Genomic DNA, 20661 nt, shown 5'->3' with positions numbered 1-20661 from the left:
AACTGATTAGGAAATAAAAACCCAATGGTTGAATTAGAATTTCAGCAAAAAACCAAAACCTTGATTGATAGCTTAAAAAATATCTGTGCAAACTATGGTTTAGGTAACGACGGTAACGAATTTAAAATTATTACCCAAACCTTTTTGTACAAGTTTTTAAACGATAAATTTGCCTTTGAAGCTAAAAAAATCGACGGCAACATTGCCAAAGCTGATAAGTGGGAAGAAGTTTTAGTTGGAATGAGCGAGGACGACCTCGACATGCTACAACTGCAAATGGGTGGTGACACCGCACGGCTAAAGCCACAGCACTTTATTAGCTACCTGTTTAGCCAGCAAAACGCCCCAGACTTTGCCAAGCTGTTTGACGATACCCTTATCGACATTGCCATTACCAATAACGATGTGTTTGCAGTAAAAACCGATGGCGGCGCAAAAGTGGTGCTGTTCGACCGAATCAGCCAATACATTGCTGACGATTCAAAACGCGATGCCTTCTGCCGCGCCATTATCAATAAATTAGTGGAGTTCAGTTTTGAGCGTATTTTCACTCAAAAATTCGACTTCTACGCCACCATCTTTGAATACCTGATCAAAGACTATAACAGCAATTCTGGCGGTAAATACGCCGAGTATTTTACCCCTCATGCAGTAGCTCGCATTATGGCGGAAATCTTAGTACCGAAAGAACAACGTGGCACAGTGCGTAATGTCAGTTGTTACGACCCATCGGCAGGGTCTGGCACTTTGTTAATGAACGTTGCGCACGCCATTGGTGAAAACCGCTGTAGCATTTACACGCAAGATATATCACAAAAATCATCCAACCTGCTGCGTTTAAACCTGATCTTAAATAATTTGGTGCACTCAATCCCGAATGTGATCCAGGGCAATACCGTTTGGCACCCTTATCACAAAGACGGTAAAGAGTTAAAACGCTTTGATTATATAGTTTCAAACCCGCCATTTAAGCTCGACTTCAGCGACTTTAGAGATGAGCTAGACAGTAAAGAGAACAAAGAACGCTTTTTTGCTGGTATTCCTAAAACACCAGCTAAAGCCAAAGATAAAATGGCAATTTACTCGCTATTTTTACAACACATCATTGCTTCGCTTAAACCTAACGGTAAAGCGGCAGTGGTAGTACCAACCGGCTTTATTACTGCGCAATCGGGTATTGATAAAAAAATCCGTGAGCATTTAGTGAAAAATAAAATGCTGGCGGGCGTGGTCTCTATGCCATCCAATATTTTCGCCACCACAGGCACTAACGTATCAATTCTATTTATCGACGCCAGCAACGATGGTGATGTAGTACTGGTAGATGCCTCCAACTTAGGCGAGAAAGTGAAAGACGGTAAAAACCAAAAAACCGTATTAACCACCGAAGAAGAACAACAAATTATTGATGTCTTTAACGCTAAAGAAGCAGTTGAAGATTTTTCAGTTGCGGTGAGTTATGACGAAATCGAAGCTAAAAATTACTCGTTAAGTGCAGGCCAGTACTTCGATGTCAAAATTGAATATGTGGATATTACTCCAGAACTGTTTTCTGAGAAAATGCAGGGCTTTGCAAGCAATTTAAATAGCTTATTTAGTCAAGCTCATGAGTTAGAAACTGAAATTAAAAAATGCTTAGAGAGTATTGATTATGTCAAATAGCAGCTCTCTATCTAGTGTTACATTGAATATTACAGACGGCAAACACGGTGATTGTAAAAATGAGACAGGCTCAGGTTTCTATTTCGTAAGTGTTAAAGATCTAGATAGCTATGGAATAAATCTCTCCTGTGCCCGACAAATTACAAAAAAAGATTTTCTTGATACACATAAACGAACAAAGTTAGAGCCTGGAGATATTTTGTTAGCCAATAGTGGACACACTATTGGGAAAATGCTTTATGTAGAAGATTGGCCAGAAGTGAGCAGAATTACTTTTCAGAAAAGTGTCGCTATTATTAAGCCTGATTTAAAAAAAATAGATGGTAAGTTTTTATATTACTACTTGTTAGCAAGCGTAAAATCATTGAAAAAGGCGGCTGTTGGATCTGCTCAGCCTAACTTGCTTTTAAATGATCTTCGTAATTTTCCAGTATCTAATGAAATCCCTTTTGCAAAGCAATCCAAGCTAGCTTCGCTTTTGTATAGCTTAGACAAAAAAATCGAACTCAATAACCGCATCAACGCTGAGCTGGAAGCCATGGCTAAAACCCTGTACGACTACTGGTTTGTACAGTTCGACTTCCCCGACAGCTCACCACAAGGCCAAGGCAAGCCCTACAAAACCTCCGGCGGCAAAATGGTCTACAACTCAACTCTCAAGCGGGAAATACCGGCGGGCTGGGAAGCAGGAACATTAGAAGAACTTGGTCAAATTGTTGGAGGAAGTACACCTTCGACACAAGACCCTGAAAATTTCTCGTCTGATGGTACACCTTGGATAACGCCTAATGATCTATCTAATAATCAAGGCAACAAATTCATTTCCCGAGGTGGTCAAGATGTCTCTGCTGAGGGTATCAAAAGCGCGTCGTTGAAAAAGTACCCCGCAGGTACGGTTTTGCTTAGTTCAAGAGCGCCAATTGGCTATATGGCAATATCAAGAAATGAAGTAACAACGAATCAGGGGTTTAAGTCTTTTATACCGAACAAAGGATACTCATCAGAGTTCATCTATTACACGGTGAAAAACTCTCTTAAAGCAATTACTCAGTATGCTTCGGGATCAACGTTTAAAGAGGTTTCAGGTGGTACATTGAAGACTGTTAAGGTTGTTTTACCTAGTGTGACTTTATCCGATACGTTCACCAAGAAAGCTAAGCCAATTTTTAGTCAGCAAGATAATATCGAAAAAGAAAATGAACAATTAGCCAAACTCCGAGATTGGCTACTCCCGATGCTAATGAACGGTCAGGTAACAGTAAAATGATCAATGCTGCGTTTCGGGTCCTACTCACCGCCAATGCCACATCACTACTGGTGATTATCTTTTTGGTACAAAAAGGCATCACTCTGGGCGATTTTCTCGGTGGTGTAAATTATCTAGGTTGGACAGTCGCACTTCCGAACGCAGTGTCTTATTTGTTTTACTTGGCCATACCCATTTTATCCACCGGCTTGAGTATTTGGCTAAGTAAATATTTAGGTAAAGACGAGTTTAAAGCGGGTGAAGTCGCCAGTATTGAACATGCCAACAACAGTTTTCTACCCAGTTATTTGGGCTACTTTTTTGTGGCGTTGAGCATTAATAACTGCGAGACCTTGTGGTTTGTCTATGGGATGTTGTTCGTATTCACCTTTCTTTCGCAGGCACTCTACTTTAATCCACTGTTTTTGTTGTTTGGTTATGAGTTTTACAACATCACTACCAAAAACGGCACTGCAATTTTTCTGATTAGTAAAGAGCGCTATAAAAAGCCTGATGATATTCAAATACCCTTGGCTTACCGCATTAACAATTACACCTTTATCGAGCGAGAATAATGATGGACCATATACTGGCACACATAAAAACAAGAGCAAAAAAACGCATTTTCAAATTGGTTTCTGATCAACCTCTTTTTGATCCAGTTACCGTCGATTTAACTGCCTGTGTGCCATACAACCCAGACCATAACCTCGATGAAGATGCATGGTTTAAAATTGAAGGCTTTAGCAACCAAGCGTTCTGTATTGACCTTTTGAAGAAGGTATACGACTCAAAAGATTACGATGATTTAACCAAAGAAAACTTTTCAAAAATTGCCTATTTATTTGCTGTCCAGGGTGAGGATTTTTATTTTCAAAAAATTACTCCAAGCCTTTTTGTTAAGCGTAAAACACTGGTATTTGGTGAAGCAGCAGAGCTGGAAAACAGCCAAACACGCTTAGTGATTAACGCTTTGCCGGATGCGGTGTATTTCAAAATAGCTGACACTTTAATATTCAAAAATCTCGCGACAATATCAAGTATCTTCAAAGGGATTGATGAACTATATAAGGAAGCAACAAAAGTAGAAGTAGAGCAGTTCTTGGATGAGTCCTTTATAGAGCTGAGTAATAACTACAGCGTAGAAAAAGTTTCTAAACCGAATCGCAAGCGTATTGGACTTGCAATGAAAACTCTTGATGGTATGTCAGTCGATGATAAAAACAACATGCTTGACTACATAGATGGGTACTGTGAGCAAAAACTTAATTACGATCAAAAAAATAAAAAGTTTGAAATATCAACTGATGAAGACTTGAAGTTACTGGTGTACGGCATTGAACAACGCTTTTATACCACGCCCTTTGGAAATGAAAAACGACTAGCAAATTCAGTAAAAACTATGTAAACAAAAAAAGCGAACCATTTCTGGTTCGCATTTTCATTTTTACCGACCTTAAAATTCAACTATCGGTTGCAAACTTTATTTTAGTTGCAAACTTAATTCCGATAGTTGCATTCTTTATTCGCAACCTACATCAACTCTTAGTCGCGATATGTCTCAACCGCTGGGCATGAACATACCAAGTTACGGTCGCCGTATACGTCATCTATTCGTGTAACGGTTGGCCAGAACTTGTCTTTTGCTACTGAAGGCACTGGGAATGCAGCGTAAAAACGGTCGTACGCGCGGTCCCATTCGTTACCTAACACGTCTGCTTGTGTGTGCGGTGCAAACACAAGCGGGTTGTTTTCGATTGACCATTCGCCAGAGATTACTTTGTCGATTTCGCCTTTGATTGACACCATAGCTTCGATAAAACGGTCTATCTCGCCTTTTGACTCAGATTCAGTTGGCTCAATCATTAACGTGCCCGCTACTGGGAACGACATAGTTGGTGAATGGAAGCCGTAATCTTGCAAGCGCTTAGCGACGTCCATTTCAGTAATGCCTGATTGCTCTTTAAGTGGGCGTAGGTCAACAATACATTCGTGCGCAACGCGGTTGTTACGGCCACGGTATAAAATTGGGAAGTGCTGGCTTAATTCGTGCGTTAAGTAGTTAGCATTCACAATCGCCATTTCAGTGGCTTGTTTTAAGCCCTCTGAGCCCATCATGGTAATGTAAGCCCATGAAATAGGTAAAATAGCGGCTGAGCCGTAAGGCGCTGCTGATACTGCACCGTTGTTAATGTTTGTACCCGGTACGTTAATTACGCTGTGGTTTGGCATAAATGGCGCAAGGTGCGATTTAACACCAATTGGGCCTACACCTGGGCCGCCGCCACCGTGCGGAATACAAAACGTTTTGTGCAAGTTTAAGTGCGATACGTCTGAGCCAATAAAGCCTGGGCTTGTTACGCCTACTTGCGCGTTCATGTTTGCGCCATCCATGTAAACTTGACCACCGTGCTCGTGCACAATGTCACAAATTTCACGAATGGTTTCTTCGTAAACGCCGTGTGTAGATGGGTATGTGATCATAATACACGATAAGTTTTCAGACACTTCTTCAGCTTTCGCTTTTAGGTCGGCCATGTCTACGTTACCGTTTTTATCGCAATCAACCACTACAATTTTCATGCTGGCCATTTGCGCAGATGCAGGGTTAGTACCGTGCGCTGAGCTTGGAATTAAACATACGTTACGGTGTGCATCCCCACGTGACTCGTGGTATTTACGAATAGCAATTAAGCCTGCGTATTCACCTTGTGCGCCAGAGTTTGGCTGTAGTGAAACTGCATCGTACCCCGTAATATTAACTAGCCAGTCGTGCAGCTCGTTAATCATTATTTGGTAACCTTCAGCCTGATCGAGCGGGCAGAATGGGTGCAAGTTTGCAAATTCAGGCCATGTAATTGGGATCATCTCAGCGGTCGCGTTTAGTTTCATGGTACATGAACCTAGCGAGATCATTGAGTGGTTAAGCGCTAAATCTTTGTTTTCTAGGCGCTTAATGTAGCGAAGCATGTCTGTTTCGCTGTGGTAGCTATTAAAGTTTGGATGCGTTAATACTTCGTCATCACGTACTAAACTAGCTGGAATAGAGTCGCTACCGTTTGCTTCAATATCGGCTGCAATACTATCTACGCTTAGGCCATGGCCTTCACCTAGTACAATATCAAATAGCTCAGCTACATCGGCGCGTGTGGTGGTTTCTGAAACCGAAATAGAGTACTCGCCGTCGTGGTTGGTGGCAAAGTTAACGCCTTTGGCAAGTGCACGTGCTATTACATCATCTTTGCTGTCGCTTACTACTGTTAGCGTATCAAACCAGGTGCTGTGTTTAAGTGCTACACCTTTAGCTTTTAGGCCTGCAGCTAAAATATCAGCAAAGCGATGTATACGCTGCGCGATAGTTTTTAAGCCTTGTGGGCCGTGGTACACCGCGTAAAACGCGGCCATGTTGGCAAGTAGTACCTGCGCTGTACAAATGTTTGAGTTGGCTTTGTCGCGGCGAATGTGTTGTTCGCGCGTTTGCATGGCCATACGTAGTGCGTCGTTACCTAAACGGTCTTTAGATACACCAATAATACGCCCTGGTAATGAACGTTTGTATGCATCACGCGTTGCAAAAAATGCAGCGTGTGGTCCGCCGTAACCCATAGGTACACCAAAACGCTGGGCCGAACCAAGTACTACGTCGGCACCTAATTTACCCGGTGCTTTTAGTAGTAATAAGCTCATAATGTCGGCAGCAACACAGGCAATGGCCTTTTTGCTTTGTACGCCGGCAATTAGGTCGGTTATATCGACTACTTCACCTGTTGTAGATGGGTATTGGAAAAGTGCGCCAAAAATGTCGTGGTTAACGGCATCTTCTGCTTTACCTACAATGATTTCAAAACCAAACTGCTCAGCACGGGTGCTTACTACGTCGATTGTTTGTGTGTGTACGTCGTCGGCAATAAAAAAGGCATTGGCTTTTTTAGCTTTAGATACACGTTTTGCAAGGCCCATTGCCTCAGCAGCAGCGGTTGACTCGTCAAGTAACGAGGCACTTGCTAAATCTAGGCCTGTTAAATCTAGGGTCATAGTTTGAAAATTTAATAACGACTCTAAACGCCCTTGCGCAATTTCTGGCTGGTATGGCGTGTACGCAGTATACCAACCTGGGTTTTCTAGTACGTTACGTAAAATTACGTGCGGTACGTGCGTTGGGTGGTAGCCTTGGCCAATGTACGATTTGAAAACTTTATTTTTGCTTGCTACCGATTTTAAGTAGCTTAGTGTTTCAACTTCAGTACGGCTTTCGCCAACTGTTAATGGCTGCGCTAAGCGAATGCTTGCAGGTACAGTTTGGTCGATCAGCTCTTGCACGCTTGATACTTCTAAAGCACTTAGCATATCGCTTACTTGTGCTGGGCTTGGCCCAATGTGGCGGCGAATAAAATCTTGCTTTTGCTCTAACTGTTCAAGAGATTTGGCGTTTGACATGCGTCTAGATTCCTATGATCCTAAATACTAACGGGTCATTAGTATTGATTAAAATATGTGATGATTTAATAACGTACTGTGTATGGGAAGTAGGCCGTTAAATCATAAAAGCCCCAAAAACAGTGAATGGGGCTTTTGTCATCTACTTAGAGTATTACTCTTCGTCGATTGTGTTAGCGTAGTCTTCTGCGCTAAGTAGGTTTTCAAGCTCTGACTCGTCAGTTGCTTTAATGCGGAATAACCAGCCGTCACCGTATGGGTCGTTGTTAACCGTTTCTGGTGCGTCTTCTAGCTCTTCGTTAATCGCTACAATTTCGCCGCCAACTGGTGCGTATATGTCTGATGCAGCTTTAACCGACTCTGCTACTGCACAGTCTTCGCCTGCATCTACTGCATCGCCTACTTCTGGTAGTTCTACAAATACCATGTCGCCAAGCAGCTCTTGCGCATGCTCAGAAATACCCACAGTAAATGTACCATCACCTTCGTTGCGAACCCACTCGTGAGAAGAGGCGTATTTTAAATCGCTAGGGATATTGCTCATTATTTTGTTCCTTTGGTTTATATTGGGAGGATACCAATCACAATAATTATTGTGATTGGTATAACCAAATTTTTAAATGATTGATTTGCCGTTACGTACAAAGCTAGGCTTTACTACTTTAACGTTAACTAATTTTTTGCGCATTTCTACTTGGGCTGTATCCCCTGTTGAACGCGGTACACGTGCAAGAGCTACACTAAAACCAAGTGTTGGTGAGAAAGTACCTGAGGTAATTACCCCTTCTCCACCTTCAACAATTACTTTTGAGCCGCTACGCAATACGCCTTTTTCTTCAAGCACTAAACCAACAAGTTTATGGGTGCTTTTTTCGGCGCGTTGCTTAACAAGTACGTCACGACCAATAAAGTCACGATCTTCTGGTTCCCATGCAATAGTCCATGCCATGTTAGCTGCAAGTGGCGATACGCTTTCGTCCATATCTAGGCCGTAAAGGTTCATACCTGCTTCTAAACGTAGCGTGTCGCGTGCACCTAAACCGGCTGGCGCTACACCTGCATCTAGCAGTTGTTGCCATAAATCGGCTGCTTGCTCGTTCGGTACTACAATTTCGTAACCGTCTTCGCCAGTATAACCCGTTGTGGCAATAAATAAATCACCCACTTGTACGCCAAAAAACGGCTTCATGCCTTCAACGGCTGCTTGTTGCTCAGCATTTAAAAGTGTGGCTGTTTTTGCTTTTGCATTAGGGCCTTGTACTGCAATCATTGCAAACTCTGGGCGCTCAGTTACGGTTACTGTAAAGTCGGCAGATACTTTAGCTAAGTGAGCTAAATCTTTTTCGCGGGTGGCAGAATTTACCACTAAGCGATAAAACGTTTCGCTAAAGTAGTAAATAATTAAATCGTCTATTACGCCGCCTTGCTCGTTAAGCATGCCCGTGTAAAGCGCTTTACCTGGTACGGTTAATTTTGCTACGTCGTTTGCTACTAACTTACGTAAAAATGCTTTTGCTTGTTCGCCTTCAATATCAACAATGGTCATGTGTGATACGTCAAACATACCTGCATCGGTACGCACTGCATTGTGTTCTTCTATTTGTGAGCCGTAGTTGATTGGCATTTCCCAGCCATGAAAATCAACCATTTTTGCGCCTGCTTCAAGGTGCTTAGCATGTAGTACAGTTTTAGAAGTCATAACATTCCTTCACTTTTAAATTAACCCTGTGCGGGCGTGGCTTAAATAGATTTAACTAAACAGGCAAACACGGTTATGTTTACCGGTTATTTTATGTATTAGGCAGCTTCGTTTTGCATTAGGGCAAAACCTTGTGCTTGTAAGTGCTGTTGCCATTTTTGTAGTTCTTGTTGCTTGGCTACTAACACAAAGTGCTGTTCGTCGTTTTTATCTATGGCGGTAATAAATACTTCGCCGCTTTGCGCGCCATAGCATAGTTGTGGGTTAGATAAACGCAGCCCTGGCGTTAATTTAAACGCGCTAATTAAGGTATCAAATGCGTTTGCTCCACACAGCGCAAGAGTTGCAAGGTCGCTACGTAGTACATAATCAATATCAAAACGAAGTTGCTGCTCGTTTATCAGTGCTTGTAATTGCAAGCTTGCGCTGTGCGGTAATACAAATCTAAATGCGGTTTCGCTAAAGTAATAAACGGCAAAGCTGTAATCAGAATTTAAATCGCCATCAAGCGTGCCTTTTAGGCCTAAGCCGCTGGCTGTAAGCTTTGTGAGATCTAACCCTAAAATAGTGCTTAAAAATACACTGGTTTCACTGCCACTAAAATCCATTACAACGAGGTTGTTATTTGCTTGCACGGCATTGGTAACTGCACTTGCAGCATTGCTGTGGCGGGCAAACATTATTGGGTTAAAAGTCATAACAAACACCTGTGTATTTTTGATACCAAAAGTATATTGCGCCACTGTGACAACAACAAATTGTAATTATTTATCAATTGATAAATAATACTTATATATGTAGCTATATAAATTGTAATTTTAAATATGAAAAACATATCAACCGACAGTTTGCGTACCTTTGTAATGGTTGTTGAGGTAGGTGGATTTGCAAAAGCCGGCGACCTACTGGGGTTATCGCAACCTGCGGTAAGCTTGCAAATTAAACGCCTTGAAGATTTACTCGGTTATAAATTATTTAAAAAACAGGGCCAGCGCCAAGTGCTTAATCAGTACGGTGAGCTACTTTTGCCTATGGCAAAACAAATGATGCAGTATAACGATGCTATTTTGCAGCAGTTCACCTCAGAGAGCATAACCGGTAAAGTGCGCTTGGGTATTCCTAGCGAATTTGCAGCACGTATTTTGCCCTCTATTATTGGTGATTTTGTCTCGCTTTATCCTGAGGTATCGCTGGAGGTTAAATCGCGTTTAAGTAAACATTTGCTGTCGGCCTCAAGGCAAGATCAATTTGATCTTGTTTTAGCGCTTAACGAGCGCCTTAATTCAGACAAGTTCCCTATTTTTATGCAAGACGAGCTAGTATGGGTGGGCGACCTAGCACAGGCAAAAAATGAGGTAGTAACCTTAGTCACCGCGCCCGAGGGCTGTATTTATAGGCGCCGCGCTACAGATGCACTTAAAAGTGCCAATATAAAATACCGAATTGTTTACAGCAATGCCGATTTAACCGGATTAATAGCCGCCATAAAAGAAGGCTTAGGTATTACTGTACTGGCTAAAAGTACGGTGCCAAGCGATCTTAATTTTCAGGCGCAAAGTAAATATTTACCAGCTCTTGGTAGCATAGGTATTAGCTTAATAAAAAGCGGTGGGGAGTCGGAGCATGCAGTAGACAAACTCGCTGAGTTTATCGCATTACGTTTAGGCTATTAGTGCGCGTTGGCGATTTGCTTAACCTGTAAAATTACCAACTACGCTACATAAAAAACGCCGAGGTTAAAATAACCTCGGCGTTTTGTAAGCTAAACCTGGCGCTAACTAAAACCCTCATTTGAACGATTAAATAACGAATTTTTGCCTATCGACACGTTTAGCTGCCTAATAATAAAAATATTAATTAAGCAACTGGATATTAGTTATTTACGTTACGTTGGCGTAGCACTTCAAATAAACAAATACCGGTGGCTACCGATACATTTAAGCTAGAAACACTGCCTGCCATCGGAATTTTAACTAACACGTCGCAATGCTCACGCGTTAAACGGCGCATGCCCTCGCCCTCTGCTCCCATTACTATTGCCATTGGCCCAGTAAGGTTTGCATCAAACACATGGGTGTCTGTTTCGCCAGCGGTGCCAACAACCCATACGCCTGCGTCTTTAATTTCGCGAAGCGTACGCGCTAGGTTTGTTACCTGAATAAGCGGTACGGTTTCGGCTGCGCCACAGGCTACTTTTCGTGCTGTGCCGTTAAGCTTGGCCGACTTATCTTTAGGTACAATTATAGCGTGTACACCTGCTGCATCTGCGCTACGTAGGCAGGCACCTAAATTATGCGGATCGGTTATGCCATCAAGTACTAATAAAAACGGCGTGTCTTCGCGAGCAATGATCTCATCTAAATCTTTTTCGTTGTAAACACGCGCAGCTTTTACATTGGCAATAATACCTTGGTGCTGCTCATCGTTTGCTTTGTTATCTAGCGCTTTTCGCTGCATAAATTGTACAGAAATACCAAATTTACGTGCTTCATTAATAATCGGGGATAAGCGCTTATCATCACGACCTTTTAGGGCATAAATTTCTAAAAAACGCTCTGGCTCTTTTGCTAAAATTGCTTCAACAGAGTGAAAGCCAAAAATTAATTCATTACTCACGTATTGTTTGCTCCTGGGCTATTACGTTTACGGGCATTTTTGCCTGGTCTTTTAGGCTTTTTAACTGCCTTTTTTTTCGGTTTTTTCTTAGCGGTGGTTTCAGCGGCTTTTTTACCGGCTGGTTTTGCGCCAGACTTACCCGCTGGTTTGCCTTTGCTTTTACTGGCTGGTTTTTTACCAGCTTTGGGTTTTTCATCGCCTGATGTGTTTTTTCCAGGGATTTTACCCGCTTTAAGCTGCGATCTTACACTTGCTGGTGCATGGCTTGATTTACCGCGCCCTGCTCCTTTAGCTGAGCCACGGCGACGCGCGTATCTGTCTTGAGCCACATCACCACTGAGCGTTAAATTTATACGGCGCTCATCTAAACTTACCGAAGCAACTTGTACCGTTACTTTATCGCCAAGGCGGTAAACGGTATGTGTATGCTCGCCAATTAGGGTGTGTTTTGCACCATCATGATGGAAGTATTCATCACCTAAATTAGTAACATGGATCAGGCCATCAATTTGTAAGTCGTCTAGGCGTATAAATAAACCAAAGTTAGTAACGGATGAAATAACCCCGTTAAACTCATCACCCACGTGGTCTTGCATAAACTCACATTTAAGCCAGTCGGCAACTTCACGCGTTGCGTCGTCTGCGCGGCGCTCGGTGGTCGAACACTGCTCGCCTAGTTGGTCTACTTCATCATCGGTGTACGCGTATGCGCCCGATGTTTGCTGACCTTGTGCTTTTATTACCGCTTTAATTGCACGGTGTACCACTAAATCAGGGTAACGGCGAATCGGTGAGGTAAAGTGTGCATACGCAGGCAGCGCCAAGCCAAAGTGGCCTATGTTATCTGGCTGATAAACCGCTTGCTTCATTGAACGAAGCAGCATGGTTTGAATAAGCTCGGCCTCTGGGCGGTCGCCTAAACGGGCTAACACTTGGGTAATTTCTTTCGGTGTTGGCTCATCGCTTAATGTGCTTTGAATGCCAAGCTCACTTAAAAACTGAGTAAAGTTACCTAGTTTTTCTTGATCTGGCTCATCGTGCACACGGTAAAGCGCACTGGCTTCGTGTTTTTCTAATAATTTAGCCGCCGATACATTGGCTAAAATCATACATTCTTCAATCAGTTTGTGCGCGTCGTTACGAACAACTGGCACAATTGATTCTATTTTACGGTGTGCGTTAAATACAAAACGCGTTTCGAGCGTTTCAAACTCAATAGCACCACGGGTTTGGCGCGCCGATTTAAGCGCCATATACATTTGTTGTAAGTCAGTTAAATGTGGCACTACGGGTGCGTATTCTTCGCGTAGTTTTTCATCGCCTTGTAAAATGGCATTTACTTTGGTGTAGGTTAAACGCGCATGCGAGTTCATCACCGCTTCGTAAAACTTATAACCCGAAAGCTTACCTGCGTCTGATACCGTCATTTCGGCCACCATACAAAGGCGGTCTACTTTAGGGTTAAGCGAACATAAACCGTTCGACAACACTTTTGGCAGCATTGGAATTACTTGCTCAGGAAAATACACTGAGTTACCGCGAGCAATCGCTTCTTTATTTAGCGGCGTGTTCATACCTACATAATGCGATACATCGGCAATGGCTACCCATAAGCGCCAGCCGCCAGATTTTTTACGCTCACAATATACGGCATCATCAAAGTCGCGGGCGTCTTCACCGTCTATGGTGACCAGTGGCAGATCGCGTAAATCTACACGGCCTTGTTTGTCGGCTTCATCAACAAACTCACCTAAATGGGCAACTTGTTCTTCTACTTCTTCTGGCCAAACATGAGGAATATCGTGATTGCGCAGTGCCACTTCTATTTCCATACCTGGCGCTAAATGCTCGCCCAGTACGTCAATAATTTTACCTACCGCGTTCATGTTGCGGCTAGGATTTTGAGTGATTTGCACTTGCACCATTTGGTTATGACGCGCGCCGTTTTCACTGCCTGGCAGAATAATAATATCTTGAGTAATACGTGGGTCTTCGGCTACAACAACTGCAATACCATGCTCAACAAAGTAACGCCCTACAATAGGTGCGCGCTCGTTGGTGAGTACTTTAATTATGCGGGCATCACATTTTGAGCCTGAGCCACGTTTTGTGCCTTTAGCAAGTACGATGTCGCCGTGCAGCACCATGTTCATTTGATGCTTGGCTATAAACCAATCTTTGCTCTCGCCTTCAACTTCTAAAAAGCCAAAACCGTCTCTGTGGCCAATTACTTTGCCTTTGGTTAAACCGGCTTCGTCAATTAGGGCGTAACATTTAAACTTATTAAAATACAATTGGCCATCGCGCTCCATGGCACGAAGGCGGCGCTTAAATGCAATTTGGCGTTCGGTATCGTTTACAGCTAATTCATCACAAAGTTGCGTGAAGTTAGCAGGTTTTGAACGCTCTTGAAGGTGAGTAAGTATAAACTCACGACTAGGGACTGGGTTTTCGTACTTTTCTTGTTCTCGGCTGAGATTTGGATCTTGGTTTGACATTCACTATCTTGTTAGTTGGTTATGTAGGTATTTTAACCCATATACGTAAAATGAGACAGGTAAAAGCGTATGAAACTTTTAATAAACCGCTTTAATAAGTAAAACATACGCTTAATGGCCTTAATCATCACTTAATATCAGCGCAATTATAACCACCCTTTTTGCTTTGCAATACGCGCTGCATCTACGCGGTTAGTGGCATTGAGTTTTGCGATAGCATCGGATAAATAATTACGTGTCGTGCCTTCGCTTATAAACAACTGTTTGGCTATGTCGCTTGTTTTTAAGCCATCGCTTGCAAGCTTAAGTGCTTTGCGCTCTTTATCGGTGAGCGGGTCGGCATCGTCAAGCGCGTTAATGGCAAGCTCTGGATCTATAACTTTTTGCCCTTGCATTACTTTTTTAAGTGCATTGATAAGCTCATCACTTGGCGCTTCTTTTAAAATGAAACCTTTAACGCCTAGGGCGAGCGAGCGCCTAATATAACCAGCTCGCGAAAACGTGGTCATAATAACCATTTTAATGGTTGGGAACGTGGCCGCTATTTGCTCACTTAGCTCTATACCGCTCATGTGTGGCATTTCAATATCGGTTAAAATTATGTCTGGCAATGCCTCATCGGCCAGTGCTTTTATTGCATTAAGGGCATCTTGGCCGTTACTGGCTTGGCCTATCACTTCAATATTAAAATCAAGGCTTAACAATGCCCCTACAGCGTCGCGCACGAGTGCTTGATCTTCCACTAAATATACTTTGATCATTGTTAATCCTTAGCTGAAATTGGCAGCATTACGTTTAAAGTAAACTTATCGCCACAGGTAAACGTGGCATGGCCATTAAGTTGCTCTGCACGCTCTTTAATACCATTTAAACCGTTGCCTGCGTTTAACGTGCTGCAAGGTGCGTTATCAACCACACTTATATGCAGCTGATGCTGTGTTTGCTCTATATTTATTTCGGCGTTTTTATTACTGCTATGGCGTAATAAATTAGTTACCGCTTCTTTAATTATAAGCCCTGCGATCCCTTCTACTTTAGGGGGTAAGGTATTTAATACAACATTAAAGTTAACGTTAAAGTCTTGCTCTATTAGCCTTTGTTTAAGCTGGGCTATTTGGCTTATTAAATTAAGTTGTTTTAAATCGCTTACGGCGTTTCTTACATCGCTAAGTAACTGCCTTGCCAGATCTGCTACTTGTGCTATTTCGTTATTGGCTTGTTCGTAGCGCTCTCCTTGATTTAGCTTATTAGCAAGCTCAGCTTTTAAAGCAATAGATGATAGTGAGTGGCCTAAAATATCGTGTAGATCGCGCGCTATTCGTTCGCGCTCAGCAATGGCGGCCAATTGCTCTAATTGGTTAGCGCTTTCTTGTTCGCGCTTTTTATGCAGGCGCTCTTTTTGGGTTGCAATGCCAAAAGCCAGCAGCGCTCCTGATATTAATAAAGTGCCTGCTAAAAAGTATTTTATGTTTGCTATATCTGCCAAATAGGCGCTTAACGCAACCGTAAATATAAGGCTAAAAACGGCATATAATCTGCTTTTTTTAGCGTATGACTCACCAGCTATAAACGCGATAAAACCAAATAATGTAGAGGTCCCGGTGGTATAAAATGTGGCGCTAAAACACACCACTAACATAATAACAAACAGCGTTGTTATACGCTTTGTTTCACAGTGCATGGCTTTTATGTAAAGCAAAATAAATACAATATAAAACGCCACGCTCATTACAATGGTATTGACTGGCAAGTTAGATAGATTAAATAGAGTCGGAAGCAAATAAAACCCAGTAAAAATTAAAGGTGCGTATTCCCAAAACTTTTTATTACTGGGCTTTGAAAGCGTATTTGTTGTACTCATGCCACTGCCCCTAGTTCATTGTTATTGCTTATAACATTATTTTTATTAATAAATATAAATAACACAAAAATACTAATGAGTATAAAGTAATCATTTATTGAAACACTAAAGCTAAGTGATTCTAAAAACTCGCTAATAGCGAGACTTATTAAAATTAACGTATTCATAGCCACCTCCCATTAAGATAAGTTAACTATGCCAAAGCCAAAAAATAATAAGAGTGTGAAATGTCATTAACTTTGCTGACATTTGTCATGTTTTAAAAATTTCATCCTGTGAGTTCGCACCCAGTGATAAGATAATAAAAAAAGGAGTTCTCATTTAAATGCAGCCACAACAGCAAAGCCTGATTTACTTACATATTGCCGTGTTACTTTTTGGGGGCACCGCCCTTTTTGCAAAGTTAATAGGGTTAAATGCAATTGATATTACGGTGTATCGTACCGCTATTGCTGGCATGGCGATTTTGGCTATGCTGTATTTTCAAAAAAAACAAATTAAGTTAAACAAACCAAAAGATTACCTCATTGCGTTATTTTTAGGTGTAGCGGTAGGTATGCATTGGGTTACTTACTTTGCAGGCATGCAAATGGCGGGCGTCACTGTGGGTATGCTGGCTTTTTTTAGCTACCCAGTAATGACGGTATTTTTAGAGCCCTTGTTTAATAAAAGCAGGCCCCAAGCAAAAGATATCATAAGCGCAGCTGTGGTTGTATTAGGTATATATTTACTCGTACCCAGCGCAAATTTAGGCGACGATGTAACCTTAGGGGTTATCATGGGTGTGGTTTCGGCTTTGTTTTTTTCGATTAGAAATATTACCCATAAGCGCTTTTTTAGCCAGTATGGCGGCCCACAAACCATGTTTTATCAAACCTTAGTGGCAAGTGTTATGCTTTGCGCATTTATTAAGATCCCTGTGTATGAGGTGAGTAACCACGACCTTATTTTAATTGCTGTGGCGGGTATTATTTTTACCGCTACACCGCACTCGCTGTTTGCAGCGAGTTTAAAGCACTTATCGGCAGCTACTGCGGGGTTAATTTCGTGCTTGCAGCCGCTTTACGGCACTTTGTTGGCTATTGTTATTATTCATGAGCGCCCAACGCTACTAACACTTATTGGCGGTGCACTTATAGTCAGTGCAGCCTGTTTTGAAACGTGGTCTATTACTCAAAAGGCTAGAAAATGAAAATATTTGCGCACCGCGGGGCAAGCGGCAATTACCCAGAAAACACTAAAAGCGCTATTTTAGAAGCTTTAAATGTAGGGGTAGATGGCATTGAAGTTGATATTCAAAGTGCGCTTGATGACTATATGCTCATACACGACTCGTGGCTAGATAGAACCACCAGCGGGCACGGTAAAGTAAGCGACTTTACGGCGCAGCAACTTAGTCTGTTAGATGCCGGTAACGGCGAGAAAATCCCCACTCTACAGCAATTACTTGATTGGAATAACAATAAAACATTACTCAATATAGAGCTTAAACATACCTTTGAGCTTGAAAAGTTTGCCACTATTTTAAACAACAATATTGCTAAAGGCGTTATTACTAAAGGTAATATTTTAGTGTCGTCGTTTGATCACCATCAAATTCATTGGCTTAAAAATAGGTTACCGTGGTTACACATTGGCGCGTTAACCTCATCAATTCCGTTAAATTATGCACAGTTTGCTCAACAGTTAAATGCGTATAGTGTTCATGTAGACAAAAGCTTTGTAAATAAAGCTTTTGTAGATGATGCCATAGCCCGAGGCCTGCAAGTTTATGCCTACACCGTAGATAGGCCAGAAGACATGGATTTTATGCTAAAAATTGGGGTGCATGGTATTTTTACTAATTACCCCGCTCGCTCTAAAAAATATTTAGCAAACATTATTACTTGAGTTAACGGTAACTTAGTCGATAATCTAGCTAGGGCGTGATGATCTTTGCGGATTGAAATTTGTTCAATCTAGGGGCGATTAAATCGCGGCGCGAGGCTTGTAACCTAGTGGGCTAAGTAAAAACCGAGTAAAGCTTCCGCGTCCTGCTCACGCCCCTTACCTACATCCATGTAGGCAACAAAGAGTTTATCGCCCTTAGGCAGAACCAAAGGGCAGCGCATGTTCAACCATCAAAGGTCAACACGCCCTAGATGGGTAAGCAATAAATGAGTGGTGTAATGCAATTTTATAATTATATTGAGCAAACATTTTTTTATACGCTTACGCGTAAAATAGTGGGCAACTTAAGCTTTGTTTTTTTGTTTCAGGCCATTACCTTATTTTGGTTATATCAAAGCTTAAGCGAGCAGCACAGCACCAGCGCATTTTGGTTGTTAACCTTGGTTATTTTAGCGGGCTTTGCTTTTACTATTTTTTATATGCGCTATTTAATAGTGCGCCCTGTAAAAGCTATGTGCGACACTTTAGTAAACATAAACCAGCAAGAGGCTAATTTAGCCGCCAACTTACCGCAATTTTCTTTTGACGAATTTAAAGAACTAAGTACGCAATATAACTTATTTACTAACCACTTAAGTGATTTACTAAGTACAACTCACGCCAGCGCTAAAGCCAGTGAGCAAAGTAATGTTGATGTAAATACCGCTATGCAAAATACGCAGCAGTTAAGTGAGCAGCAAACTCAGCTAAGCCACAATATTATTAATGCGAGTAACCAAATAGTGCAAAGCTTAGAGGGCATAGTGAGCAATACCGACAGCGTGCATAGCGTTAACAGCGAGCACTTAGACTTTGTTAAGCTTTCGTCGCAAGAGCTTGCAAGCTTAGTCGATAAGGTGTCGCTTATTGGTACCTTGCTGCAAAGATTTTCTAAAACGGTGTCTGGCCTTAAAGAAAACAGCGAAAACATTCGCAGCATTTTAAAAATGGTTGAGGAGTTTTCGGATCAAACTAATTTACTGGCACTAAACGCTGCCATTGAAGCGGCACGCGCTGGCGAAGCTGGTAGAGGGTTTGCGGTTGTTGCTGATGAAGTACGTACATTATCGGTAAAAGTAAGTGGCGCAACCCGACAAATAAGCGACTTTATTAACCAAATGAATGAGCTGGTTAACGAAACCAACCAAGAAAGTGAGCAGTTAATTAGCCACTCAAGTACCGCGCAAAGCGCCATTAGTAATACCTCTGAAGGGTTTAAAACAATGCTAGGTGAGTTTGAACAAAACCAACAGCAACTGCAGCAAATAGCGGATGCGGTGCATACGCTAGAGCAAGCGCAGCAGCACACTCACCAATCGGTAGAGCAAATTGTTACCTTAGGCGAGCAAGCTAAAAGCGCTATTGATCATGCACTAAGTAATAGCCAGCAATCACATGCACTTAGCCAACAAACGCAACAGCAATTAAAGCGTTTTGTGCAATAAGCAATTACAAAACAAAAGCCGAGCGGTATATTGCCTTAATATTTTAACTGGCAACATTCAACAGCGCTTTATAAATATGGTAAATTACGCAGCTAATTATTTAAGTGTGTAATGTGTGTGAGTAACTCAACCCCCAACTACCAACAGCTAGCCAAAAATATTAAAGCCTGGGGCCAAGAACTCGGCTTTAGTGAGGTGGGTATTACCGATATTGACCTATCTAAACACGAAGCACAATTACAGCGCTGGTTAGATGCGGGCTACCATGGCTCTATGGATTATATGGCAGCCCACGGCATGAAACGCGCACGCCCTGCTGAACTAGTCCCTGGTACCCAGCGGGTTATTTCGGTAAAAATGAACTACCTGCCTCCTGATGCTAGTTTTGCCAAAACACTAAAAAACACCGAAAAAGCCTATATTAGCCGCTACGCATTAGGGCGTGACTATCACAAATTAATGCGCAACCGACTAAAAAAGCTGGGCCAAAAAATAGAGCAAGAAATTGGCGATTACGGTTTTAGGCCATTTGTAGACTCTGCGCCTGTGCTTGAGCGCCAGCTTGCTGAAAAAGCGGGATTGGGCTGGCGAGGTAAACACTCTTTATTAATAAACCAAGAAGCTGGGTCGTGGTTTTTTTTAGGTGAGCTTTTTGTTGATTTACCCCTGCCAATAGATAATGAAAACACGTTTGAAGGCTGCGGAAAATGTGTAGCTTGCATTACGCTTTGCCCAACAGGCGCAATTGTAGAGCCGTATGTGGTAGATGCACGCAAATGTATTTCGTACTTAACCATTGAGCACCAAGGCCCTATACCTGAGCAATACCGTGCATTATTGGGGAACCGAGTTTATGGCTGCGACGATTGCCAATTGGTTTGCCCATGGAACCGTTATGGTCAAATTACCGATGAGCAAGACTTTCACCCCCGTACGCAATTAAAAAACAAAGACTTACTTGGGCTATTTGCCTGGGACGAACCTACTTTTTTAAAAAATACCGAAGGCAGCCCAATTCGCCGTATTGGTCACGAACGTTGGCTGCGTAATTTAGCGGTGGGTTTAGGCAATGCCGATTTTAGCCCTAGCATTATTAACGCTTTAGAAAGCAAACATGAGTCTAGCTCGCAGCTAGTAAAAGAGCATATAGAGTGGGCGCTTGAGCAACAAAATAATAAACAACGAGAACAACTTCGTAAAACACAGCGCCTAATTAGAATTGTCGAAAAAGGCTTACCTCGTGATGCGTAAATCACTCAGGTGAGCCT

General features: G+C 42.2%; 18 protein-coding genes. 9 read left to right on the top strand and 9 right to left on the bottom strand.

Going from position 1 to position 20661, the window contains the following annotated elements:
- Window positions 1-24 precede the first annotated feature (24 nt).
- From PSH41_RS01435 to PSH41_RS01420, 4 genes are read left to right on the top strand one after another with little or no spacing between them, the layout of a single operon-like run.
- Window positions 25-1662, top strand: a complete 1638-nt coding sequence (locus PSH41_RS01435) for an HsdM family class I SAM-dependent methyltransferase (RefSeq protein ID WP_273588657.1) — start codon at window positions 25-27, stop codon at window positions 1660-1662.
- On the top strand, window positions 1652-2929 hold the full coding sequence (locus PSH41_RS01430) for a restriction endonuclease subunit S (RefSeq protein WP_273588656.1): 1278 nt from the start codon (window positions 1652-1654) through the stop codon (window positions 2927-2929). The genes PSH41_RS01435 and PSH41_RS01430 overlap by 11 nt, the downstream gene beginning before the upstream one ends.
- Entirely contained in the window at window positions 2926-3483 is a 558-nt protein-coding gene (locus PSH41_RS01425; RefSeq protein WP_273588655.1) for a hypothetical protein, read from the top strand. The genes PSH41_RS01430 and PSH41_RS01425 overlap by 4 nt, the downstream gene beginning before the upstream one ends.
- Window positions 3483-4316 (top strand): ATP F0F1 synthase synthase, encoded by an 834-nt coding sequence (locus PSH41_RS01420; RefSeq protein ID WP_273588654.1) that lies wholly within the window; start codon window positions 3483-3485, stop codon window positions 4314-4316. The genes PSH41_RS01425 and PSH41_RS01420 overlap by 1 nt, the downstream gene beginning before the upstream one ends.
- A gap of 137 nt (window positions 4317-4453) precedes the next feature.
- On the opposite strand, the gene gcvP is transcribed toward PSH41_RS01420, so the two are convergent.
- From gcvP to PSH41_RS01400, 4 genes are all read right to left on the bottom strand, one after another.
- On the bottom strand, window positions 4454-7345 hold the full coding sequence (gene gcvP, locus PSH41_RS01415) for an aminomethyl-transferring glycine dehydrogenase (RefSeq protein ID WP_096042288.1): 2892 nt from the start codon (window positions 7343-7345) through the stop codon (window positions 4454-4456).
- A 154-nt stretch (window positions 7346-7499) separates the two neighbouring features.
- Entirely contained in the window at window positions 7500-7889 is a 390-nt protein-coding gene (gcvH, locus tag PSH41_RS01410; RefSeq protein ID WP_004587592.1) for a glycine cleavage system protein GcvH, read from the bottom strand.
- 72 nt (window positions 7890-7961) lie between these two features.
- A complete protein-coding gene (gene gcvT / locus PSH41_RS01405; RefSeq protein WP_004587593.1) occupies window positions 7962-9044 on the bottom strand; it encodes a glycine cleavage system aminomethyltransferase GcvT in 1083 nt (360 codons plus the stop codon).
- 98 nt (window positions 9045-9142) lie between these two features.
- Complete coding sequence (locus tag PSH41_RS01400) at window positions 9143-9742, bottom strand: hypothetical protein (protein WP_004587594.1); 600 nt, start codon at window positions 9740-9742, stop codon at window positions 9143-9145.
- A gap of 126 nt (window positions 9743-9868) precedes the next feature.
- Here PSH41_RS01400 and PSH41_RS01395 point away from each other — a divergent pair, with 126 nt between their 5' ends.
- Window positions 9869-10717 carry a LysR family transcriptional regulator gene (locus PSH41_RS01395; protein ID WP_054982828.1) on the top strand — a complete coding sequence of 283 codons (849 nt, stop codon included), beginning with the start codon at window positions 9869-9871 and terminating at the stop codon, window positions 10715-10717.
- A gap of 199 nt (window positions 10718-10916) precedes the next feature.
- Here PSH41_RS01395 and rlmB read toward each other — a convergent pair whose 3' ends face one another.
- The 5 genes from rlmB to PSH41_RS01370 all read right to left on the bottom strand — a co-directional run bounded on the left by rlmB (window position 10917) and on the right by PSH41_RS01370 (window position 16186).
- On the bottom strand, window positions 10917-11660 hold the full coding sequence (rlmB, locus tag PSH41_RS01390; RefSeq protein WP_029772012.1) for a 23S rRNA (guanosine(2251)-2'-O)-methyltransferase RlmB: 744 nt from the start codon (window positions 11658-11660) through the stop codon (window positions 10917-10919).
- Entirely contained in the window at window positions 11657-14158 is a 2502-nt protein-coding gene (gene rnr, locus PSH41_RS01385) for a ribonuclease R (protein WP_029772011.1), read from the bottom strand. Before rnr ends, rlmB begins: the two co-directional genes overlap by 4 nt.
- Window positions 14159-14304: 146 nt before the next feature.
- Window positions 14305-14919: a response regulator transcription factor gene (locus tag PSH41_RS01380; RefSeq protein WP_004587598.1), complete on the bottom strand. Its 615-nt coding sequence runs from the start codon at window positions 14917-14919 to the stop codon at window positions 14305-14307.
- A 2-nt stretch (window positions 14920-14921) separates the two neighbouring features.
- Window positions 14922-16019, bottom strand: a complete 1098-nt coding sequence (locus PSH41_RS01375; protein ID WP_273588653.1) for a sensor histidine kinase — start codon at window positions 16017-16019, stop codon at window positions 14922-14924.
- Window positions 16016-16186, bottom strand: coding sequence for a hypothetical protein (locus tag PSH41_RS01370; protein ID WP_264390527.1), 171 nt, complete (start codon window positions 16184-16186; stop codon window positions 16016-16018). Before PSH41_RS01370 ends, PSH41_RS01375 begins: the two co-directional genes overlap by 4 nt.
- A gap of 158 nt (window positions 16187-16344) precedes the next feature.
- Between PSH41_RS01370 and PSH41_RS01365 the strand changes: the two genes are divergently transcribed.
- The 4 genes from PSH41_RS01365 (at window position 16345) to queG (ending at window position 20644) form a co-directional block, all read left to right on the top strand.
- A complete protein-coding gene (locus tag PSH41_RS01365; RefSeq protein WP_273588652.1) occupies window positions 16345-17211 on the top strand; it encodes a DMT family transporter in 867 nt (288 codons plus the stop codon).
- A complete protein-coding gene (locus PSH41_RS01360) occupies window positions 17208-17909 on the top strand; it encodes a glycerophosphodiester phosphodiesterase (protein ID WP_273588651.1) in 702 nt (233 codons plus the stop codon). The genes PSH41_RS01365 and PSH41_RS01360 overlap by 4 nt, the downstream gene beginning before the upstream one ends.
- 266 nt (window positions 17910-18175) lie before the next feature.
- On the top strand, window positions 18176-19393 hold the full coding sequence (locus PSH41_RS01355) for a methyl-accepting chemotaxis protein (RefSeq protein WP_273588650.1): 1218 nt from the start codon (window positions 18176-18178) through the stop codon (window positions 19391-19393).
- A gap of 117 nt (window positions 19394-19510) precedes the next feature.
- Window positions 19511-20644, top strand: coding sequence for a tRNA epoxyqueuosine(34) reductase QueG (gene queG / locus PSH41_RS01350; protein ID WP_064384838.1), 1134 nt, complete (start codon window positions 19511-19513; stop codon window positions 20642-20644).
- Window positions 20645-20661 lie beyond the last annotated feature (17 nt).

The sequence above is a fragment of the Pseudoalteromonas sp. CST2 genome, from assembly GCF_028599385.1.
In the GTDB taxonomy this organism is placed as follows: Bacteria; Pseudomonadota; Gammaproteobacteria; order Enterobacterales; family Alteromonadaceae; genus Pseudoalteromonas; species Pseudoalteromonas atlantica.
Note: the sequence above shows the minus strand (reverse complement) of the source record. Positions and strands in the feature narration are given on the sequence as shown.

Coding starts and splice junctions, on each gene's coding strand:
- PSH41_RS01365 (WP_273588652.1), top strand. CDS start 16,345: ATGCAGCCACAACAGCAAAGCCTGATTTACTTACATATTGCCGTGTTA.
- PSH41_RS01420 (WP_273588654.1), top strand. CDS start 3,483: ATGATGGACCATATACTGGCACACATAAAAACAAGAGCAAAAAAACGC.
- PSH41_RS01370 (WP_264390527.1), bottom strand. CDS start 16,186: ATGAATACGTTAATTTTAATAAGTCTCGCTATTAGCGAGTTTTTAGAA.
- gcvH (WP_004587592.1), bottom strand. CDS start 7,889: ATGAGCAATATCCCTAGCGATTTAAAATACGCCTCTTCTCACGAGTGG.
- PSH41_RS01435 (WP_273588657.1), top strand. CDS start 25: ATGGTTGAATTAGAATTTCAGCAAAAAACCAAAACCTTGATTGATAGC.
- PSH41_RS01380 (WP_004587598.1), bottom strand. CDS start 14,919: ATGATCAAAGTATATTTAGTGGAAGATCAAGCACTCGTGCGCGACGCT.
- gcvP (WP_096042288.1), bottom strand. CDS start 7,345: ATGTCAAACGCCAAATCTCTTGAACAGTTAGAGCAAAAGCAAGATTTT.
- PSH41_RS01375 (WP_273588653.1), bottom strand. CDS start 16,019: ATGAGTACAACAAATACGCTTTCAAAGCCCAGTAATAAAAAGTTTTGG.
- PSH41_RS01425 (WP_273588655.1), top strand. CDS start 2,926: ATGATCAATGCTGCGTTTCGGGTCCTACTCACCGCCAATGCCACATCA.
- PSH41_RS01395 (WP_054982828.1), top strand. CDS start 9,869: ATGAAAAACATATCAACCGACAGTTTGCGTACCTTTGTAATGGTTGTT.
- PSH41_RS01430 (WP_273588656.1), top strand. CDS start 1,652: ATGTCAAATAGCAGCTCTCTATCTAGTGTTACATTGAATATTACAGAC.
- gcvT (WP_004587593.1), bottom strand. CDS start 9,044: ATGACTTCTAAAACTGTACTACATGCTAAGCACCTTGAAGCAGGCGCA.
- rnr (WP_029772011.1), bottom strand. CDS start 14,158: ATGTCAAACCAAGATCCAAATCTCAGCCGAGAACAAGAAAAGTACGAA.
- PSH41_RS01360 (WP_273588651.1), top strand. CDS start 17,208: ATGAAAATATTTGCGCACCGCGGGGCAAGCGGCAATTACCCAGAAAAC.
- PSH41_RS01400 (WP_004587594.1), bottom strand. CDS start 9,742: ATGACTTTTAACCCAATAATGTTTGCCCGCCACAGCAATGCTGCAAGT.
- PSH41_RS01355 (WP_273588650.1), top strand. CDS start 18,176: ATGAGTGGTGTAATGCAATTTTATAATTATATTGAGCAAACATTTTTT.